Here is a 16,518-nt window from a genome sequence, read left to right as displayed (position 1 = left end):
CGCCTCGATACTGTTTTTATATACAGTATCGAGGCGCGAAGCTTCTGACCAGTGCCGTTGGGCGGCCAGCGAACTTATCAGTGCTTTTGCGTCACCTGCCCCAGGTCATCGCCCGAGGTGGTGTGCAGATCGTTTTTGCGCAGATCCGCCACATCGCTCGCCTTGACCGGTGCGCCCTGGTTGCCCCAACTGCCACGGATAAAACTGACCACATCCGCCACTTCCTGGTCCGACAGACGCCAGGCAAACGCCGGCATGGTGAAGGTTGACGGCGCCGCATGGGTGGCCGGCAAGGTGCCGCCGTTCAACACAATGTTGATCAACGACGTGGCATCTGCCGTCTGCAGCACCGGGTTGCCCGCCAGCGCCGGGAATACCCGCGTATAGCCATGGCCGTCGGTACGGTGGCAGGCCGCGCAGTTGTCGATATACACCGACGCACCCGGCTTGCTGTCGTCCCCCTTCCACAACGCTTGCGCTACCTGCTTGTCGTACTGGTGCGGCTGATCCTTGGGATCGACCGCCGGCAGGCTCTTGAGGTAACGGGCGATGGCGGTCAGGTCATCTTCCGACATGTACTGCATGCTGTGCACGACCACATCACTCATGCCGCCGAATACCGCGCTGCGGTCGCTGCGACCGGTCTTGAGGAACTGCACCAACTGCTCCTCGCTCCAGCTGCCGAGACCGTCCTTGTGGTCGCCGCGCAGGCTTTTGGCAATCCAGCCTTCCAACGGCGCACTGCCAGAGAGGAAGGCGCTGCCGTCCGTGGCACTCAGGGCTTTTTCCTGCATGGTCAGGGCACGCGGCGTATGGCAGGCGCCGCAATGTCCGAGACCTTCCACCAGGTAGGCACCGCGATCGATCACCGGGTCGGCAGCGGCTTGCGGCTGATGCGCCTCGACTGCCGGGGCAAACATCCAGCGCCAGGCCGCCAACGGCCAACGCATGCTCAGGGGCCAGGGAATATCGCTGTCCTTGTTTTCCTGGGCGACCGGTTCGACCCCCTTCATGAAGTACGCATACAACGCTTGCATATCGCTGTCGCTGACGCGCGCGTAAGACGGGTAGGGCATCGCCGGGTAAAGCGTACTACCGTTCTTGGCGACGCCATGGCGCACGGCCTTGTCGAAATCCTCGAAGCTGTAGTCGCCCAGGCCGGTCTTGTCCGGGGTGATGTTGGTGGAATAGATCACGCCAATCGGTGTTTCCATCGGCAGGCCGCCAGCGAAGGGCTTGCCACCCTTGGCGGTATGGCAGGCAACACAGTCGCCGGCGCGCGCCAGGTATTCACCCTGTTTGATCAGATCGGTTTCGGCAGCGCTGATCGAGCAGCTGCTGAACAGCGCCAGGGAGGCAATAACGAATGCTTTCATGGTCATCGCTCCTTATGCCTGAACCAGTGGGCCGGGGTTTTTGAGGTACTGCTCGCGAATCGCGCGAGCCGACCAATAGGTCAACGCTGCCACCAGGCCGGTAGGGTTGTAGCCCAAGCCTTGTGGGAAAGCGGAAGCACCAGGGACGAAGACGTTGTGCACATCCCAGCTCTGCAAGTAGCGGTTCAACGCACTGGTTTTCGGGTCGGTACCCATGATCGCGCCACCGTTGAGGTGGGTGGTCTGGTAGGAGGCGGTATTGAAATGCTCACCGACCTTTTTACCCAGCACGGCGATGGCCTTGGGGTTCATGGCCTGGGCCACTTTGCCCATTTTTTCCATCATGAAGCGGTTCATCTTGATGTCGTTTTCTTGCCAGTCGAAGGTCATGCGCAGCAGCGGCAGGCCGTAGGCATCGCGGTAAACCGGGTCCAGATCCAGGTAGTTGCTGCGGTAGGACTGATGGGCACCGTGGGAATCCATTGAGACTTGATGGGTGTAGTAATCGGCGGTGGCGCGCTTCCAGGCACTGCCCCACGCCGGGGTGCCCGGCGGGTTGGACGTACCGGCAATCGGCCGGCTGCCCGCCTGGTTGACCCACATCGGCGACCCCCCCACAAAGCCATGGGGGCCATGGTCAAAGTTGTCGGCGTTGAAGTCGTCGATGGCCACGCCATTGCCGCCCGCGCCGATAAAGTTGTTGGTGTGGGTGTCCTTGTCGAAGAACGCCTTGATGGTGCCCATGTTCTGGTAGGCGAAGTTGCGGCCTACCACACCCTCGTTGGTAATCGGGTCGTAGGGTTTGCCGATGCCGGACAGCAGCATCAGGCGCACGTTATGGAACTGGAATGCGCCAAGAATCACCAGGTCGGCCGGTTGTTCACATTCGCGGCCCTGGGCGTCGATGTAGGTCACGCCGGTGGCTTTCTTCTTGGTGCTGTCGAGGTTGACCTTGAGCACGTGGGAATTGGGCCGCAGCTCGAAGTTGGGCACCTGGCGCAAGGCCGGCAGGATGTTCACGTTCGGCGAGGCTTTGGAATACATGTAGCACACGTAGCCACTGCAAAAACCGCAGAAGTTGCACGGGCCCATCTGCGCACCGTAGGGGTTGGTGTACGGCCCCGACGTGTTGGCCGAAGGCAGGTTGTAAGGTTTGTAACCTACGTCGGTCGCCGCTTTCTGAAACAGCTGGGCGGAGACGGTATTTTTCTGCGCCGCAAGCGGGAACGGGTTGGAGCGATCCGGCGCGTAGGGGTTGCCGCCACGGCCCTCGCCGACCAGTTGGCCCTTGACCGTCCAGGCTTGCCCGGAGGTGCCAAAGACTTTTTCCGCATAATCGAAAAACGGCTCCAGCTCTTCATAGCTGACGCCGAAGTCCTGGATGGTCATGTCCTTGGGAATGAAGTTCTTCCCGTAGCGCTCTTCGTAATGGCTGCGCATGCGCAGCTCAATTGGATCAACGCGAAAATGTACGCCCGACCAGTGCAGCCCCGCACCACCAACACCGTTACCCGGCAGGAATGCGCCCAACTGGCGATTGGGCAGGGCAACGTCATTCACGCTGTGGCGAATGGTCACCGTTTCTTTGGAGATGTCCTGGAACAGCTTCTTACGCACGCTGTAGGTCAATTCGTCGATGACCTGGGGATAGTTGCCGTCTGGGTAAGTGTCCTGCATCGGGCCGCGCTCCAGCGCTACCACGTTGAGGCCCGCTTCCGTCAGCTCCTTGGCCATGATCGCGCCCGTCCAGCCGAAGCCCACAATCACTGCATCCACTTTCTTCATGATGGTCGCCACGTTTATGCCCTCTCACCGCGAATGGAAACAGCCGGGAAGGGGTATTGCTCGTTGCGTTCCACCCAGTCCATGAAGTCGGCGCGGGCGCCGGGGAAGCCGATCATGGTCCAGCCGACCATGCCTTTATTACCGCCGTGGATAGGGTCGCAGAAGAAGCCTTCCTTGGTGTTTTGCAGCAAAAGGTTGAAGAACATCTTGGGCGGCACGGCATCGAAATGCGCCGCCACTTCGCTGCCGCCAGCCTCCAGACGCCTGAGCATATCGTCTCGGGTAGCGCTGTCTTGCGCAGCAAAAGCTTTACCGTTGAACGCTTTCGACCAGGCATCCGTCGCAGCAATACCCAGGCGATAGATCTCCTTGGGCACCAATTTGCTTTGCCAGCCCATCTCCGGCGCCGCATCGGCGTTGAACGGGCCTTGCATGAACCACAGGGCGCCACTGGCGTAAGGGGTGTTCATCTGGCGGTCGATGTATTCCGGCGCGCCAGCCTCCAAGGCACCGGGTCCCTGGGCGTCAGCGGGAATCAAGCGCTCGACGGCGGCGTTGATAAACGCCCATTCCTCGGCCGTGAAATAGCTCGGCTCATAGGCTTTGTCGCTGACCGCGGGTTTGGCCGGCTCGGCCTGGGCCGGTTCCGCAGTGGCCATCAACATCGACCCGCCAAGGCCAGTGCTGGCAACCGTGACCACCGGGATCAAGGTCAAGGATTTGCGTAAAAAGTCACGCCGGGGGTTGTCTTGATCTTGATCAGACATAGGTACACCTCATCATGTGGTCACGGGTTTATCCGCCGCTTCTGGGAGCAGCGTGAAGGCTTTGCCGCTAATTGGATCCAAGCAGACACAGCACAATGGCAAACATTAGTTACAAATGATAGCAGGCTAAGAATTCAGAGGCGTCAATTCGGCGACAAAAACACCGGATCAGATAGCAAGTATCACGATTCTTTGACGCGAACCTCACGCCTTATTGACCCGCCGTGAGTGAGTCTGTGGCCCATCAACCACTTCCTCGCTCGGTCACAACGTTCATGTTCAACACACGCATACTGCTCGCTCTCGGCCTGGCGCTCATGAGCCTGCTCAACACCGTACAAGCCGATGAGGCTGCGTCGATCCGCTCGCCGGAATGGGCCCAGCCGGTGGGTAACCAATACAACCTGCATCAAATGACACCCACGCTCTATCGCAGTGCATTGCCGGACGAGCGTGCGCTGCCGCTGTTGCACACGCTCAAGATCGCTACGGTCATCAACTTCCTGCCGGAATCTGATGCGCACTGGCTCCAATCATCTGATATCAAACAGGTGCAGTTGAGTTATCGCACCAACCACGTCGACGATGCCGACGTGCTGGCGGCGATCAGGGCGATTCAGGCAGCAGAGGCCGATGGCCCGGTGTTGATGCATTGCAAGCACGGCGCCGACCGCACCGGCCTGATGGCAGCGATGTATCGGGTGGTGGTTCAAGGGTGGAGCAAGGAGGACGCGCTGAACGAAATGACCTTGGGCGGCTTTGGCAGCAGCAATGGTTTCAAGGACGGCGTTCGCTACATGATAAAAGCTGATGTCGACAAGTTGCTTACAGCTTTGGCGAATGGGGATTGCAGCACCAGCGCCTTTGCGTTGTGCTCAATGAAAGACTGGATCACCACAACGGGCCAGCAAGAGAAAAAATTGTAGGAGCGAGCTTGCTCGCTCCTACAGTGAGTGCGGTTTTAGTCTTTTTTCAGCTTCGGGTTCGGGAAGAACTGCACTGCCTGCACTTTAGGATCCGCCGGCGCTTTCAACGCGGTGGTATTGACCCTAGTGCCCAACTCCTTGGGCACCGACAGGCCTTGGTCATTCAGCGTATCGGTATACCCGCAGGCCACGCATTCGCGGTGCGGCACGCTGTCTTCGGTCCACATCTTCAACTTGTCCGACTCGCTGCACGCCGGGCAGACCGCCCCGGCGATAAATTGCTTTTTGGTGATCACAGGCCCTTCACTCATGCTGCTGCGTCCTCACTCAGGCCGCTGTGGCGCAAGAGTGCGTCAATCGACGGCGCGCGTCCGCGGAAGTCGACGAACAGCACCATCGGCGCCTGGGAACCGCCACGCGCCAGGATGGCTTCACGGAAGGCACGCCCGGTCTGGGCGTTGAGCACGCCGTCTTCCTCAAACTTGGAGAACGCATCCGCCGACAGCACTTCGGCCCACTTGTAGCTGTAGTAGCCCGCCGCATAACCGCCGGCGAAAATGTGAGCGAAGCTGTTGGGGAAGCGGTTGTAGGCCGGTGGGCGCATGACCGAGACTTCATCGCGCACGCCTTCAAGCACCTGGGCCACACTGCGACCATCGCCATGGGTGGCGTGCAGTTCAAAGTCGAACAGTGAGAACTCCAGCTGACGCACCATCATCAGGCCGGACTGGAAATTTTTCGCCGCGAGCATTTTCTCCAGCAAGTCCTGGGGCAGGGGCTCGCCGGTTTCGTAGTGGCCGGAGATCAGCGCCAGGCCTTCAGGCTCCCAGCACCAGTTCTCCATGAATTGGCTCGGCAGTTCCACCGCGTCCCACGCCACACCGTTGATACCGGATACGCCGGCATGTTCCACGCGGGTGAGCAGGTGATGCAGGCCATGGCCGAATTCGTGGAACAGGGTGGTGACTTCATCGTGGGTCAGCAGGGCAGGCTTGCCGCTGTCGGCCGGAGTGAAGTTGCACACCAGGTTGGCGACGGGGCTTTGCAGCACGCCATCAACGGTACGGCGGCGGTCACGGGCGCCATCCATCCAGGCACCGCCACGCTTGTTGGCGCGGGCGTACAGGTCGAAGAAGAAACGTCCGACGTGCTCGCCGTTCTCCTTGATCTCGAACAAGCGCACATCCGGGTGCCAGGTGTCGAAGCCTTTAAGCTCGGCGATCTCGATGCCGTACAGGCGCTGCACAATGGCAAACAGGCCGCCCAGCACTTTGTCGATGGGGAAGTAGGCGCGTAGCGCTTCCTGGGACACGCTGTAGCGCTGCTCACGCAGTTTTTCGCCGTAGAAACCGCTGTCCCAGCTTTGCAGATCGGCGCAGCCTTGCTCGGCGGCATAGGCCTTGAGTTGCTGCAGGTCCTGGGCGGCAAACGGCTTGCTGCGCTTGGCCAGGTCACGCAGGAAGCTGAGCACCTGGTCGCTGGACTCGGCCATCTTGGTGGCCAGGCTCAGCTCGGAGAACGACGCATAACCCAGCAATTGGGCCAGTTCCTGACGCAGGTCGAGGATCTGTTCCATCACCGGGCCGTTATCGTTCTGACCGGCATTCGGGCCTTGGTCCGAGGCACGGGTGCAGTAGGCGGCGTACACCTCTTCACGCAGGGCACGGTCCTGGGCGTAGGTCATGACGGCGTAGTAGCTGGGGAATTCCAAGGTGATCAGCCAGCCGTCGAGGCCCTTGGCCTGAGCGGCGGCGGCCATTTGCGCCTTGGCCGAATCGGTCAGGCCGGCGAGGGTGGCTTCATCGGTGACGTGTTTGGTCCAGGCCTGGGTGGCGTCCAGCAACTGGTTGGAGAATTTGCTGCCCAGCTCGGATAGCTTGCTCTGTACCTCGGCGTAGCGTTTTTGCTGCTCCGGCGGCAAGTCGATACCCGACAGGCGGAAGTCACGCAGGGAGTGCTCCAGAATGGTTTTTTGTGCCACATCGAAACCGGCAGCTTCCGGGCTGTTGGCCAGGGCTTCGAAGGCCTGGAACAGCTCACGGTTCTGGCCCATTTCGGTGGAGTAAGCGCTCAAGGCCGGCAGGCACGCCTCGTAGGCTTCGCGCAGTTCGGCGCTGTTGCACACGGCATTGAGATGGCTGACCGGGCTCCAGGCCGCGCCGAGGCGATCATTGAGTTCATCCATGGCCAGGACCAGGCCGGCCCACGTCGGATTTTTACCCTGGCTTTGCAGGATCTCTGCGATTGCCACGCGGTTGTCGGCGAGGATCTGTTCGATGGCCGGCTGGACGTGCTCGGCACGGATCGCCGAGAACGGCGGCAGGTCGTAGGACTGCAAAAGAGGGTTGTTCGCGCTCACGGTTGGCACCTTGGCTGAAGAAACATGTAGAACAAAGATGGGGCCATCTTAATTACAATCAACACCCACCGCAGCTATCAGCACAACAGAGAGAGGCTATCGTGACCCTTCGCACCTATCAGAACCACACGCCGACCCTCGGCGCCGGGGCGTTTGTCGATATTTCGGCGGTGGTGATCGGCGATGTCGAAATCGGCACTGACAGCTCGGTTTGGCCGCTGACAGTGATTCGCGGCGACATGCACCGCATCCGCATCGGTGCGCGCACCAGCGTGCAAGACGGCTGCGTGCTGCACATCACCCATGCCGGGCCGTTCAATCCGCAGGGTTTCCCGTTGCTGATCGGCGACGATGTGACCATCGCCCATAAGGTCATGCTGCATGGCTGCACCGTAGGTAGCCGCGTCCTGATCGGCATGGGCAGCATCGTGATGGATGGCGCCGTGGTTGAAGACGACGTGATCATCGGTGCCGGCAGCCTGGTGCCGCCAGGCAAGAAACTCGACAGCGGTTTTTTGTATGTGGGCAGCCCGGTTAAGCAGGTTCGCGCATTGACTGACAAAGAGCGCGCCTTTTTCACCTACAGCGCGGCGAACTACGTGAAGCTCAAAGACCTGCACCTGGCCGAAGGATTCGATCAATGACGCTGCATCACCCCACCGTCCTGTTCGACCTGGACGGCACCCTCACCGACCCGCGCGAGGGCATTACCCGTTCGATCCAGTACGCCCTGGCCAAACTGGGCATTGATGAGCCCGACCTGACCAAGCTCGAACACTTCATCGGCCCGCCCTTGTTGCAGGCGTTCATGCAGTTTTACGCCTTCGACGAGGCCAAGGCATGGGAGGCGGTGAATTTCTACCGCGAGCGCTTCAAGGTTACCGGACTGTATGAAAACCGCGTGTTCGACGTGGTCATGCCGTTGTTGGAAGAGTTGAACAGCCAAGGGCGCCAGCTGTACATCGCCACCTCCAAACCGTGGGAATTTGCCCGCGAGATTGCGCGGCATTTCGACTTTGCCAAGCACTTCAAGGTGATCTACGGCAGCGAGTTGGACGGCACGCGTACCAACAAGGTGGAATTGATCGCGCATTTGATGCGTGAGGAACAACTGGACCCGGCCACCACCTTGATGATCGGTGATCGCAAGCATGACCTGATCGGGGCACGCAGTAATGGGCTGGATTCGGTCGCCGTGGGGTATGGGTTTGGTAGTTTTGAAGAGCTGAATGCCGAGGCGCCGACCTGGCATTTCGAGACGTTGGACCAGATGCATCAGGCGTTTTTGCAGCGTCCTTGAGACCGCTTTCGCAGGCAAGCCAGCGCCCACAGTTGACCGCATTCTCATGTTGAAAATCGGTCAACTGTGGGAGCTGGCTTGCCTGCGATAAGGCCCTAACGGCCAACCCTCTCCAACTGCCTCAACGCCGCCTTACGCTGCTCCACCGGCAGCTCACCCAACTTCTCCACCGCCGCATAAAACCTCACCCAATCCCCGCCTTCCCGCGCAAACAACGCCGCAAACGCCGGCACCCATTGGTCATACAACCCAAACGGCAAAAGCCGCGCGTTATTCATCGGCTGGTTGATCCAGGCGTCATAACGCTTGTCACCACCCCATTGGCTATCGCGCAGGCGCCGGTATTCGCTGCGCAACTGCTCGAATTGCGCCGCTTTGGCCCGGCGCATGGCGTCCGCCGCCAATGGCTGCGCGTACAACGCCTCCAGACGTTTGCGGGTATCGAGAATCAGCCGGATAAATTGATCGCGTTGCTTCAACGCCGCATCGCCGACAGGCGCCAGGCCCCGCGCCGCACGCCATTGTCGGGTGCCTTCCTGCTCGACAAAACTGGCATAGGACTCGTTGAACTCGGTGTCGTCTTTCACGTAGAAGCGCTGGTGGGCCAGCTCATGGAAGATCAGCGTGGCGAGGCGCTCATCGCCCCAGCTCATCATCGAACTCATGATCGGGTCGTTGAACCAGCCCAGGGTGGAATAGGCCTCCACGCCACCAATCGACACATCCATGCCCTGCTGCCGCAGCAGCGCCGCCTCGCCCCGCGCAGCGCCTTGGTTGTAGTAGCCGCGATAGGCGACGCAACCGGCGATGGGAAAGCAATGGTTCTGTGGTGACAGAGAAAATTCCTGCGTGGCAAAGACATTCCAGACCACATAGGGCCGGCCGATATCGGCATACAGCCGATAACTTTGGTTGTCAGGCAGATGCAGCTGTTCACTGGCAAAGGTTCGGGCTCTCTGCGATTGAGCCAGATGCTCGCGCAGCACTGGCGGGCGAGCAGGGTCGGCGATGACCTCGGCAACCGGCTCCCGGGCCCGCAACAGCTGCCACTGGCCACTCGCCAACTGGCTGTAATAACTGACACTGGAGCAGCCGCTGAGCAGCACAACCATCAGCCCTGGAAGAAAACGCCTGATCATGCCCTGACTGCTCCTGGATGATGGGTTCGCCAGACTATCGCGCTTGCAGGGGATTTTTCCACGGCATGGCGTGTTTATACTCAAGCCTCTCTTCGTGTTGAGTACCTGCCATGCGCCAGCTTGTGCTTCCCCTCGCCGCTGTGTTCCTCAGCGCTTGCGCCTATACCCCCATCCCCCCTGTGGACCCGCAGCAGGCCTGGGTGGATTTCACCACGCCGACACCGGGTTCCAAGTTGGTGATGGCTCAGCGCCTGGACGGGAAAAACCTCGACGACGGGCGCTTTTTTCAAATGCCTCCCGGCCCTCACGAGCTGATGGTGCGCTTTGACTTTGAAGTGCCCGCCGGCGGCGGCCTGGGTGGCCTCAGCCAGATGATGTATCGCACCTGCTTCATGACGCTGCAGTACGACCACTTTCAGGCCGGCCAGCACTATGTGCTGGAAGGGCGATCACTGGCGTTCACGCCCAACATCCGGCTGTACGACTCAACCCGCCAGCTATTGGCCGAAGAGCGCAGCGTGAACTGCATCTAAGTCAGTCGTTGTTCTTTTGATAGATGATGCGCTTGGTGCCGTTTTCGCATGAGCCGACAATCATGGCTTCGTCATGGTTCTTGGCTTCTTCGGCGGTGATGATTTCCAGGGTGTAGGACGGAATCGCCTTGGCCTGGATCTTCACTTCGATTTCTTTCCTGAGCTCTTCACAATCTTTTGGCGCGGCCACGGCCGAAGTGGCCAATACACCGCAGATGATTGCCAAGGCAAAACGTTTCATGTGTGGAGCTCCCTGAATGCGCTGCGCACGAGTGTGCGCCTAGGCTGCATGGGCTATTCGACCACATTTTGCAAACACGAGTTCTAATTTAACGCAGCACCAAAAATGTGAGAGCGGGCTTGCTCGCGAATACGCAGTATCAGGCACCGAAGATATCGGCTGATCCACCGCATTCGCGAGCAAGCCCGCTCCCACACAAGATGACTGCTGTGTCAGTTGACCAGCGTGGCATCCAAGGTGATGGTTGCATTCAGCACCTTGGACACCGGGCACCCTTCCTTGGCCTTTTTGCTCAGTTCATCGAACTGCGCCTGGCTCGCGCCTGGAATTTTGGCCTTCAGGATCAGATGCACTGCTGTAATCGCAAAGCCGCCCTCGACCTGGTCCAGGGTCACTTCGGCCTGGGTGTCGATACTGTCAGCCTTGAGCCCGGCGTCGCCAAGAATCATGGAAAACGCCATGGAGAAACAGCCGGCGTGAGCCGCGCCGATCAATTCTTCAGGGTTGGTACCCTTGCCGCCCTCGAAGCGGGCCTTGAAGCCGTAGGGCGCTTCGCGCAGCACGCCGGTTTCGGTGGAAATGGAGCCCAGGCCAGTCTTCAGGTCACCTTCCCAATGCGCGGATGCCTTTTTAACGATACTCATAGCTTTCTCCTCGAACGGTGGTTTTGCGTCGGTAAGGGTTCTGAGGATAGACGCCGCGGCAAAGTTCACTTGTAAGAAAAACCTAGTGATTAAGTAGGAAATTTGGCGGTTACTATTGAATCTCGGGTATATGCCCTCATTGCATAGGGTATGCACATGCAGCGGCAGGTTTTGGCTCGTTTAAAAAAGCCTGTGCGCCCAATTGGAGAAGCAGGCTTATGAAATCGCTGTCCGACGTAAAATTCTCGACCCTTGACCTCGTGCCCGTGCGCGCCGACGGCAACCCGGCGCAGTCCCTGCGTAATTCCCTGGACCTGGCCCAGCATGTGGAGAAGTTCGGCTACCACCGTTTCTGGGTAGCCGAGCACCACAATATGGACGGTATCGCCAGTTCGGCTACCTCGGTACTGCTCGGTTACCTGGCAGGCGGCACCTCGACCATTCGCGTGGGTTCCGGCGGGGTGATGCTGCCTAACCACGCGCCACTGGTGATCGCCGAGCAGTTCGGCACCCTGGAAAGCCTCTACCCTGGCCGTATCGACCTGGGCCTGGGGCGCGCCCCCGGTTCCGACCAGATGACCGCCCGCGCCCTACGCCGTGAGCGCTCCGGCAGTGCCGATGACTTCCCCGAAGATGTGGCCGAGCTGATGGCCTACTTGGGCCCGCGTACGCCCGACCAACGGGTTATCGCGGTACCGGGCACCGGCACCAATGTGCCAGTGTGGCTGCTGGGTTCAAGCCTGTTCAGCGCGCAATTGGCCGGTGAGCGTGGCTTGCCTTACGCCTTCGCCTCCCATTTCGCGCCGCGCCTGATGCACGAAGCAATTCGCGTGTACCGCAATCACTTCAAGCCTTCGGCGGTGCTGGACAAGCCCTACGTGATGCTCGGCATTCCGCTGGTGGCCGCGGACACCGATGAGCAGGCCGATTACCTGGCCACCTCGGTGTACCAGCGTATTCTCGCGTTGATGCGCGGCCAGAGCCTGGTGCAGCGCCCTCCAGTAAAAACCATGGACGGCCTGTGGTTGCCTCACGAAAAAGACGCGGTGGGCAGCTTCCTCGGCCTGGCCATGGTGGGCAGCCCGGCGAAGATTCGCGGCAAGCTGGAGGTGTTGATCGAGCAGACCGGCGCTGATGAGCTGATTTTTACCAGTGACCTGTATGAGCACGCCGACCGGATTCATTCCTACGAGCTGCTCGCACAAGTGATGAAGGGCTGAAATCCAAGCGAAAAAAACCGACGCACTTGCGTCGGTTTTTATGTCCACAACACGAGATTAACCGCGCTTGTAGGCAATTTCCTTGGTGCCACCTTCGCAGGTGCCAACTACTGTGTGGTCACTTGGCGTAGCACCTTTGTCCACCACTTCCAGCGAATACCCCGAAGCACCCTTGGCGTCGATTTTCGCTGCGATTTCGCTTTTCAACTCTTCACAAGGCTTGCCCGCCGCCATAGCGGTACCCGCAATGCTCAACAACCCTACCGCTAACAGAAACTTCTTCATCCGTTACTTTCCTTGCGCTGATCAAAAAGAGCGTGCCGACGCTCATCGCGTCGGCACCCGTTGTTTGTAGCGCAGGTTATGGCAATCGGCCAGCGGGCAAAGTTCAACTCTGCCGATCAACTACTGGCAATGCGGAATCCCACTTTGAGCGTGACCTGGAAGTGTGCAGCCTTGCCATCCTTGATGTGACCACGGGTTTCGGTCACCTCAAACCATTCCAGATGCTTGATGCTCTTGTTGGCTTCGGCCAGGGCATTGTTGATCGCGTCTTCGATGCTGGTGGTGGAAGAGCCTACCAGTTCGACTTTCTTGTATGTGTGATGATCACTCATGGCGTTTCTCCTTTAGGTCGTCAATCAAGACTAGCAGCGAATGTGCGTACTGCTTCAGGCGACCGTTGGGAGGCGAAAGTTCAGAATTACTGCACTTTCTGAAACCGGCGCAGTCGGTATCTACACACGCCACTCAATCACTTCAGGAGATGTCCACATGGCCAACACTTCTTTACGCAAAGCGTCGCTGGAAAGCATGGAAGCCGAGATTTCGAGCCTGCTCAAATCTCTGGAGAGCCTCAAGGACGACGCGTCCGATGAGTCGCGCAAAACGCTGAAGGCCTTGAAGAGCAATGCCGAGAACGCGCTCAAGCACTCTCGCCATCTGATCAGCGACGCCTACGAAGAAAGCAAAGTCAAAATCCGCGAAACCAGCGCTGCCACCCGTGACTACGCACAAGAGCACCCATGGACGACCGCTGGCGTCGCCGTGGGCGCGCTGGGCCTGCTGGCGGCTTACCTGCTGTGCAAGCGCGGTGACTGATTGACCGGTTACACCGGTTGACGCAACAGCTCAGCCTTGAGCCATTGCGCCAACTGCCCGGCGCGCCCGTCTGCGGCGCGCTTGGGTAGCCACAACGCCAGGTGCGCCGGGGTTTCACTGAACCCCCACGGCGCCACCAGGCGACCCGCTCGCAGGTCCTCTGCCACCAGCGGTTCTGGCGCAATTGCCACTCCCAAGCCGGCAACCGCCGCTTCCAGTAAATAATACAAATGCTCAAACCCCTGGCCGAGCTTCAGCGCACCGGGTTCGATGCCGTGTTGCCGTGCCCAACTGGGCCAGGCTTGCGGCCTTGACGTGGTGTGAAGCAAGGGTTGCTCCAGCAGTTCCGACGCTGGGGCCTGACGCAGGTGTTCAAAACCGGCGAAGCGGGGGCTCAAGACCGGGCCGATACGCTCGCTGGCCAATTCATACACTTGCATGTCCGCCGGCCAAGGCGGCTCAGCGAATACCAGCAGGGCATCCAGCCCCGGACGGCGCGGGTCCAGATCGCCTTCGCCCGCCGACAGGTGCAGGCGTAAATCCGGCAAGTCGGCATTCAACCGCCCCAGCCGAGGGATAAACCAACGCGCCAGCAAGCTGCCTGAACAGCCAAGAACGAAGGGCGCATCAGCGCCGCGTTGGGTGAGTTCGGCGCACACGTCGCGCAACCGCTCAAAAGCCTCGCTGCTGGCATCTCGTAGCCTGACGCCAGCATCTGTGAGTTTAAGGCCGCGTCCATCCTTGACGAACAGGCTCACGCCCAAATGCTCCTCCAGTACTTTCAACTGCCGGCTGACAGCACCGTGGGTCACGTGCAATAGCTGCGCAGCCTGGCTGACGCTGTTAAGGCGAGCAGTGGCTTCAAAAGCGCGCAGGGCATTAAGGGGCGGGAGATTACGACTCATCTGTGAGTTTTCCTGACAGGTTACGGCGATCTTATCGGTTTTCAGGCCAGGGCGTCACGAGTAGAGTGACCGTCATTGCCTTTAAACACATTTTTCCTGGAGCGTCCCATGACTCAGTCCCAGACCGATCTACGCAACGGCCCCGACGCCAACGGCCTGTTTGGTGCGTTCGGCGGCCGCTACGTCGCTGAAACCCTGATGCCGTTGATTCTCGACCTGGCCCGTGAATACGAAGCGGCGAAGGTAGATCCGGCGTTTAACGAAGAATTGGCCTACTTTCAGCGCGATTATGTCGGACGCCCAAGCCCGCTGTACTTTGCCGAACGCCTCACCGAGTTCTGCGGCGGCGCCAAGATCTACCTCAAGCGCGAAGAGCTCAACCACACCGGCGCGCACAAGATCAACAACTGCATCGGCCAGATCCTGCTGGCCCGGCGCATGGGCAAGAAACGCATCATCGCCGAGACCGGCGCCGGCATGCACGGCGTGGCCACCGCAACTGTGGCGGCGCGCTTTGGCCTGCAATGCGTGATCTACATGGGCACCACCGACATCGAGCGCCAGCAGGCCAACGTGTTTCGCATGAAGCTGCTGGGCGCCGAGGTCATCCCCGTGGTCGCCGGCACCGGCACCCTCAAAGACGCCATGAACGAAGCCCTGCGCGACTGGGTCACCAACGTCGACAGCACCTTCTACCTGATCGGCACCGTGGCCGGCCCACACCCATACCCGGCGATGGTGCGCGACTTCCAGGCCGTGATCGGCAAGGAAACCCGCACCCAGCTGCAAGCCCAGGAAGGCCGCCTGCCGGACAGCCTGGTGGCGTGCATCGGCGGCGGTTCCAACGCCATGGGCCTGTTCCACCCGTTCCTGGATGACACCAGCGTCGAGATCATCGGCGTTGAAGCCGCAGGCCATGGCATCGAAACCGGCAAGCACGCCGCCAGCCTCAACGGCGGCGTCCCGGGCGTGCTGCACGGCAATCGCACCTTCCTGCTGCAGGACGACGACGGCCAGATCATCGACGCCCACTCGATTTCCGCAGGCCTGGACTACCCCGGCATCGGCCCGGAACACGCCTGGTTGCATGACATTGGCCGCGTCCAATACACGTCGGTAACGGACGACGAAGCCCTGGAAGCCTTCCACAAATGCTGCCGCCTGGAAGGGATCATTCCTGCCCTGGAAAGCGCCCACGCCCTGGCTGAAGTATTCAAGCGCGCGCCAAACTTGCCCAAGGATCATCTGATGGTGGTCAATCTCTCGGGCCGTGGCGACAAAGACATGCAGACCGTGATGCACCATATGGAACAGTCCAAGCAGGAGAAACACTGATGAGCCGCCTGCAAACGCGCTTTGCGCAACTTAAAGAACAAAACCGCGCCGCCCTGGTGACCTTCGTCACCGCTGGCGACCCCGGCTATGACACCTCGCTGGCGATCCTCAAGGGCTTGCCGGCCGCTGGCGCCGACGTGATCGAACTGGGCATGCCCTTCACCGACCCGATGGCCGACGGCCCGGCCATTCAACTGGCCAATATCCGCGCGCTGGCCGCCAAACAGAACCTGTTGAAAACCCTGCAGATGGTTCGCGAGTTCCGCCAGGACAACAACGACACGCCGCTGGTGTTGATGGGCTATTTCAACCCGATCCATAAATATGGCGTGTCGCAGTTCATTGCCGATGCCAAGGCAGCTGGCGTCGACGGCCTGATCGTGGTGGACATGCCCCCCGAGCACAACGGCGAGCTGTGCGACCCGGCCCAGGCCGCAGGCATCGACTTTATCCGCCTGACCACGCCGACCACCGATGATGTGCGCCTGCCTACTGTGCTCAATGGCAGCTCCGGGTTTGTGTATTACGTGTCGGTCGCCGGTGTCACCGGGGCGGGCGCCGCCACTCTGGAACACGTCGAAGAAGCCGTGACCCGCCTGCGCCGTCATACCGACCTGCCGATCAGCATCGGCTTTGGTATCCGCACACCGGACCAGGCAGCGGCCATCGCACGCCTGGCAGACGGGGTGGTAGTGGGTTCGGCGCTGATCGATCACATCGCCACGGCCAAGAACGACCAGCAAGCCATTGATGGCGTACTGACCCTGTGCGCGGCGCTGTCGGAAGGTGTTCGCAACGCACGCAAGTAAACTGCACGGCGCAACGACCCAGCTCATACGCTAGGCTTCAAAGGAGGTGGGCATGTCGCCCACCTCCTTTTTTATCGC

At 60.2% G+C, this 16,518-nt stretch carries 19 protein-coding genes; 8 read left to right on the top strand and 11 right to left on the bottom strand.

What is annotated here, in order from left to right; translation table 11 throughout:
• Nucleotides 1-77: 77 nt before the first annotated feature.
• The 3 genes from BT199_RS19560 to BT199_RS19550 are packed head-to-tail and all read right to left on the bottom strand — an operon-like array spanning nt 78 to nt 3,928.
• Entirely contained in the window at nt 78-1,376 is a 1,299-nt protein-coding gene (locus BT199_RS19560) for a cytochrome c (protein WP_014716319.1), read from the bottom strand.
• Between the two features lie 12 nt (nt 1,377-1,388).
• A complete protein-coding gene (locus BT199_RS19555; RefSeq protein ID WP_014716318.1) occupies nt 1,389-3,173 on the bottom strand; it encodes a GMC family oxidoreductase in 1,785 nt (594 codons plus the stop codon).
• Nucleotides 3,174-3,175: 2 nt separating this feature from the next.
• Complete coding sequence (locus tag BT199_RS19550) at nt 3,176-3,928, bottom strand: gluconate 2-dehydrogenase subunit 3 family protein (protein WP_072435317.1); 753 nt, start codon at nt 3,926-3,928, stop codon at nt 3,176-3,178.
• A 275-nt stretch (nt 3,929-4,203) separates the two neighbouring features.
• On the opposite strand from BT199_RS19550, the gene BT199_RS19545 reads away from it, so the two are divergent.
• A complete protein-coding gene (locus tag BT199_RS19545) occupies nt 4,204-4,854 on the top strand; it encodes a dual specificity protein phosphatase family protein (RefSeq protein ID WP_072435316.1) in 651 nt (216 codons plus the stop codon).
• Between the two features lie 35 nt (nt 4,855-4,889).
• On the opposite strand, the gene BT199_RS19540 is transcribed toward BT199_RS19545, so the two are convergent.
• The gene (locus BT199_RS19540) at nt 4,890-5,165 is read right to left on the bottom strand and encodes a YheV family putative zinc ribbon protein (protein WP_072435315.1); all 276 of its coding nucleotides are present in this window, start codon (nt 5,163-5,165) and stop codon (nt 4,890-4,892) included.
• Nucleotides 5,162-7,213, bottom strand: coding sequence for an oligopeptidase A (gene prlC, locus BT199_RS19535; RefSeq protein WP_014716314.1), 2,052 nt, complete (start codon nt 7,211-7,213; stop codon nt 5,162-5,164). Before prlC ends, BT199_RS19540 begins: the two co-directional genes overlap by 4 nt.
• Nucleotides 7,214-7,314: 101 nt before the next feature.
• Here prlC and BT199_RS19530 point away from each other — a divergent pair, with 101 nt between their 5' ends.
• Complete coding sequence (locus tag BT199_RS19530; RefSeq protein ID WP_072435314.1) at nt 7,315-7,857, top strand: gamma carbonic anhydrase family protein; 543 nt, start codon at nt 7,315-7,317, stop codon at nt 7,855-7,857.
• Nucleotides 7,854-8,513, top strand: coding sequence for an HAD family hydrolase (locus tag BT199_RS19525; RefSeq protein WP_072435313.1), 660 nt, complete (start codon nt 7,854-7,856; stop codon nt 8,511-8,513). Before BT199_RS19530 ends, BT199_RS19525 begins: the two co-directional genes overlap by 4 nt.
• A 95-nt stretch (nt 8,514-8,608) precedes the next feature.
• On the opposite strand, the gene BT199_RS19520 is transcribed toward BT199_RS19525, so the two are convergent.
• Nucleotides 8,609-9,652: an aminopeptidase gene (locus BT199_RS19520; RefSeq protein WP_072435312.1), complete on the bottom strand. Its 1,044-nt coding sequence runs from the start codon at nt 9,650-9,652 to the stop codon at nt 8,609-8,611.
• A gap of 110 nt (nt 9,653-9,762) precedes the next feature.
• On the opposite strand from BT199_RS19520, the gene BT199_RS19515 reads away from it, so the two are divergent.
• A complete protein-coding gene (locus tag BT199_RS19515) occupies nt 9,763-10,185 on the top strand; it encodes a PA0061/PA0062 family lipoprotein (protein WP_014716310.1) in 423 nt (140 codons plus the stop codon).
• A gap of 1 nt (nt 10,186) precedes the next feature.
• Here the strand turns inward: BT199_RS19515 and BT199_RS19510 are convergent, their stop codons facing one another.
• Nucleotides 10,187-10,426 carry a DUF1161 domain-containing protein gene (locus BT199_RS19510; protein WP_003187312.1) on the bottom strand — a complete coding sequence of 80 codons (240 nt, stop codon included), beginning with the start codon at nt 10,424-10,426 and terminating at the stop codon, nt 10,187-10,189.
• Nucleotides 10,427-10,638: 212 nt separating this feature from the next.
• Entirely contained in the window at nt 10,639-11,070 is a 432-nt protein-coding gene (locus BT199_RS19505; protein WP_003187311.1) for an OsmC family protein, read from the bottom strand.
• Nucleotides 11,071-11,288: 218 nt separating this feature from the next.
• Here BT199_RS19505 and BT199_RS19500 point away from each other — a divergent pair, with 218 nt between their 5' ends.
• Entirely contained in the window at nt 11,289-12,290 is a 1,002-nt protein-coding gene (locus tag BT199_RS19500) for an LLM class flavin-dependent oxidoreductase (protein WP_014716309.1), read from the top strand.
• A 57-nt stretch (nt 12,291-12,347) separates the two neighbouring features.
• Here BT199_RS19500 and BT199_RS19495 read toward each other — a convergent pair whose 3' ends face one another.
• Complete coding sequence (locus tag BT199_RS19495) at nt 12,348-12,575, bottom strand: DUF1161 domain-containing protein (protein ID WP_014716308.1); 228 nt, start codon at nt 12,573-12,575, stop codon at nt 12,348-12,350.
• 116 nt (nt 12,576-12,691) lie between these two features.
• Nucleotides 12,692-12,907 carry a dodecin gene (locus BT199_RS19490; protein WP_005783406.1) on the bottom strand — a complete coding sequence of 72 codons (216 nt, stop codon included), beginning with the start codon at nt 12,905-12,907 and terminating at the stop codon, nt 12,692-12,694.
• 157 nt (nt 12,908-13,064) lie between these two features.
• Between BT199_RS19490 and BT199_RS19485 the strand changes: the two genes are divergently transcribed.
• Nucleotides 13,065-13,391 carry an ElaB/YgaM/YqjD family protein gene (locus BT199_RS19485; protein WP_003187304.1) on the top strand — a complete coding sequence of 109 codons (327 nt, stop codon included), beginning with the start codon at nt 13,065-13,067 and terminating at the stop codon, nt 13,389-13,391.
• Between the two features lie 8 nt (nt 13,392-13,399).
• On the opposite strand, the gene BT199_RS19480 is transcribed toward BT199_RS19485, so the two are convergent.
• Nucleotides 13,400-14,296 carry a LysR family transcriptional regulator gene (locus tag BT199_RS19480; RefSeq protein ID WP_014716307.1) on the bottom strand — a complete coding sequence of 299 codons (897 nt, stop codon included), beginning with the start codon at nt 14,294-14,296 and terminating at the stop codon, nt 13,400-13,402.
• A gap of 108 nt (nt 14,297-14,404) precedes the next feature.
• Between BT199_RS19480 and trpB the strand changes: the two genes are divergently transcribed.
• A complete protein-coding gene (gene trpB / locus BT199_RS19475; protein ID WP_014716306.1) occupies nt 14,405-15,631 on the top strand; it encodes a tryptophan synthase subunit beta in 1,227 nt (408 codons plus the stop codon).
• On the top strand, nt 15,631-16,440 hold the full coding sequence (gene trpA / locus BT199_RS19470) for a tryptophan synthase subunit alpha (protein ID WP_014716305.1): 810 nt from the start codon (nt 15,631-15,633) through the stop codon (nt 16,438-16,440). Before trpB ends, trpA begins: the two co-directional genes overlap by 1 nt.
• Nucleotides 16,441-16,518 lie beyond the last annotated feature (78 nt).

The organism is Pseudomonas sp. NFR02 (genome assembly GCF_900119375.1).
GTDB classification, from domain to species: Bacteria; Pseudomonadota; Gammaproteobacteria; order Pseudomonadales; family Pseudomonadaceae; genus Aquipseudomonas; species Aquipseudomonas paracarnis.
The sequence above is the reverse complement of the archived record's forward strand: the minus strand, read 5'-3'. Positions and strand labels throughout refer to the sequence as shown.

Coding starts and splice junctions, on each gene's coding strand:
- BT199_RS19560 (WP_014716319.1), bottom strand. CDS start 1,376: ATGAAAGCATTCGTTATTGCCTCCCTGGCGCTGTTCAGCAGCTGCTCG.
- BT199_RS19550 (WP_072435317.1), bottom strand. CDS start 3,928: ATGTCTGATCAAGATCAAGACAACCCCCGGCGTGACTTTTTACGCAAA.
- BT199_RS19545 (WP_072435316.1), top strand. CDS start 4,204: ATGTTCAACACACGCATACTGCTCGCTCTCGGCCTGGCGCTCATGAGC.
- BT199_RS19540 (WP_072435315.1), bottom strand. CDS start 5,165: ATGAGTGAAGGGCCTGTGATCACCAAAAAGCAATTTATCGCCGGGGCG.
- BT199_RS19525 (WP_072435313.1), top strand. CDS start 7,854: ATGACGCTGCATCACCCCACCGTCCTGTTCGACCTGGACGGCACCCTC.
- BT199_RS19520 (WP_072435312.1), bottom strand. CDS start 9,652: ATGATCAGGCGTTTTCTTCCAGGGCTGATGGTTGTGCTGCTCAGCGGC.
- BT199_RS19515 (WP_014716310.1), top strand. CDS start 9,763: ATGCGCCAGCTTGTGCTTCCCCTCGCCGCTGTGTTCCTCAGCGCTTGC.
- BT199_RS19510 (WP_003187312.1), bottom strand. CDS start 10,426: ATGAAACGTTTTGCCTTGGCAATCATCTGCGGTGTATTGGCCACTTCG.
- BT199_RS19505 (WP_003187311.1), bottom strand. CDS start 11,070: ATGAGTATCGTTAAAAAGGCATCCGCGCATTGGGAAGGTGACCTGAAG.
- BT199_RS19500 (WP_014716309.1), top strand. CDS start 11,289: ATGAAATCGCTGTCCGACGTAAAATTCTCGACCCTTGACCTCGTGCCC.
- BT199_RS19495 (WP_014716308.1), bottom strand. CDS start 12,575: ATGAAGAAGTTTCTGTTAGCGGTAGGGTTGTTGAGCATTGCGGGTACC.
- BT199_RS19490 (WP_005783406.1), bottom strand. CDS start 12,907: ATGAGTGATCATCACACATACAAGAAAGTCGAACTGGTAGGCTCTTCC.
- BT199_RS19485 (WP_003187304.1), top strand. CDS start 13,065: ATGGCCAACACTTCTTTACGCAAAGCGTCGCTGGAAAGCATGGAAGCC.
- BT199_RS19480 (WP_014716307.1), bottom strand. CDS start 14,296: ATGAGTCGTAATCTCCCGCCCCTTAATGCCCTGCGCGCTTTTGAAGCC.
- trpB (WP_014716306.1), top strand. CDS start 14,405: ATGACTCAGTCCCAGACCGATCTACGCAACGGCCCCGACGCCAACGGC.
- trpA (WP_014716305.1), top strand. CDS start 15,631: ATGAGCCGCCTGCAAACGCGCTTTGCGCAACTTAAAGAACAAAACCGC.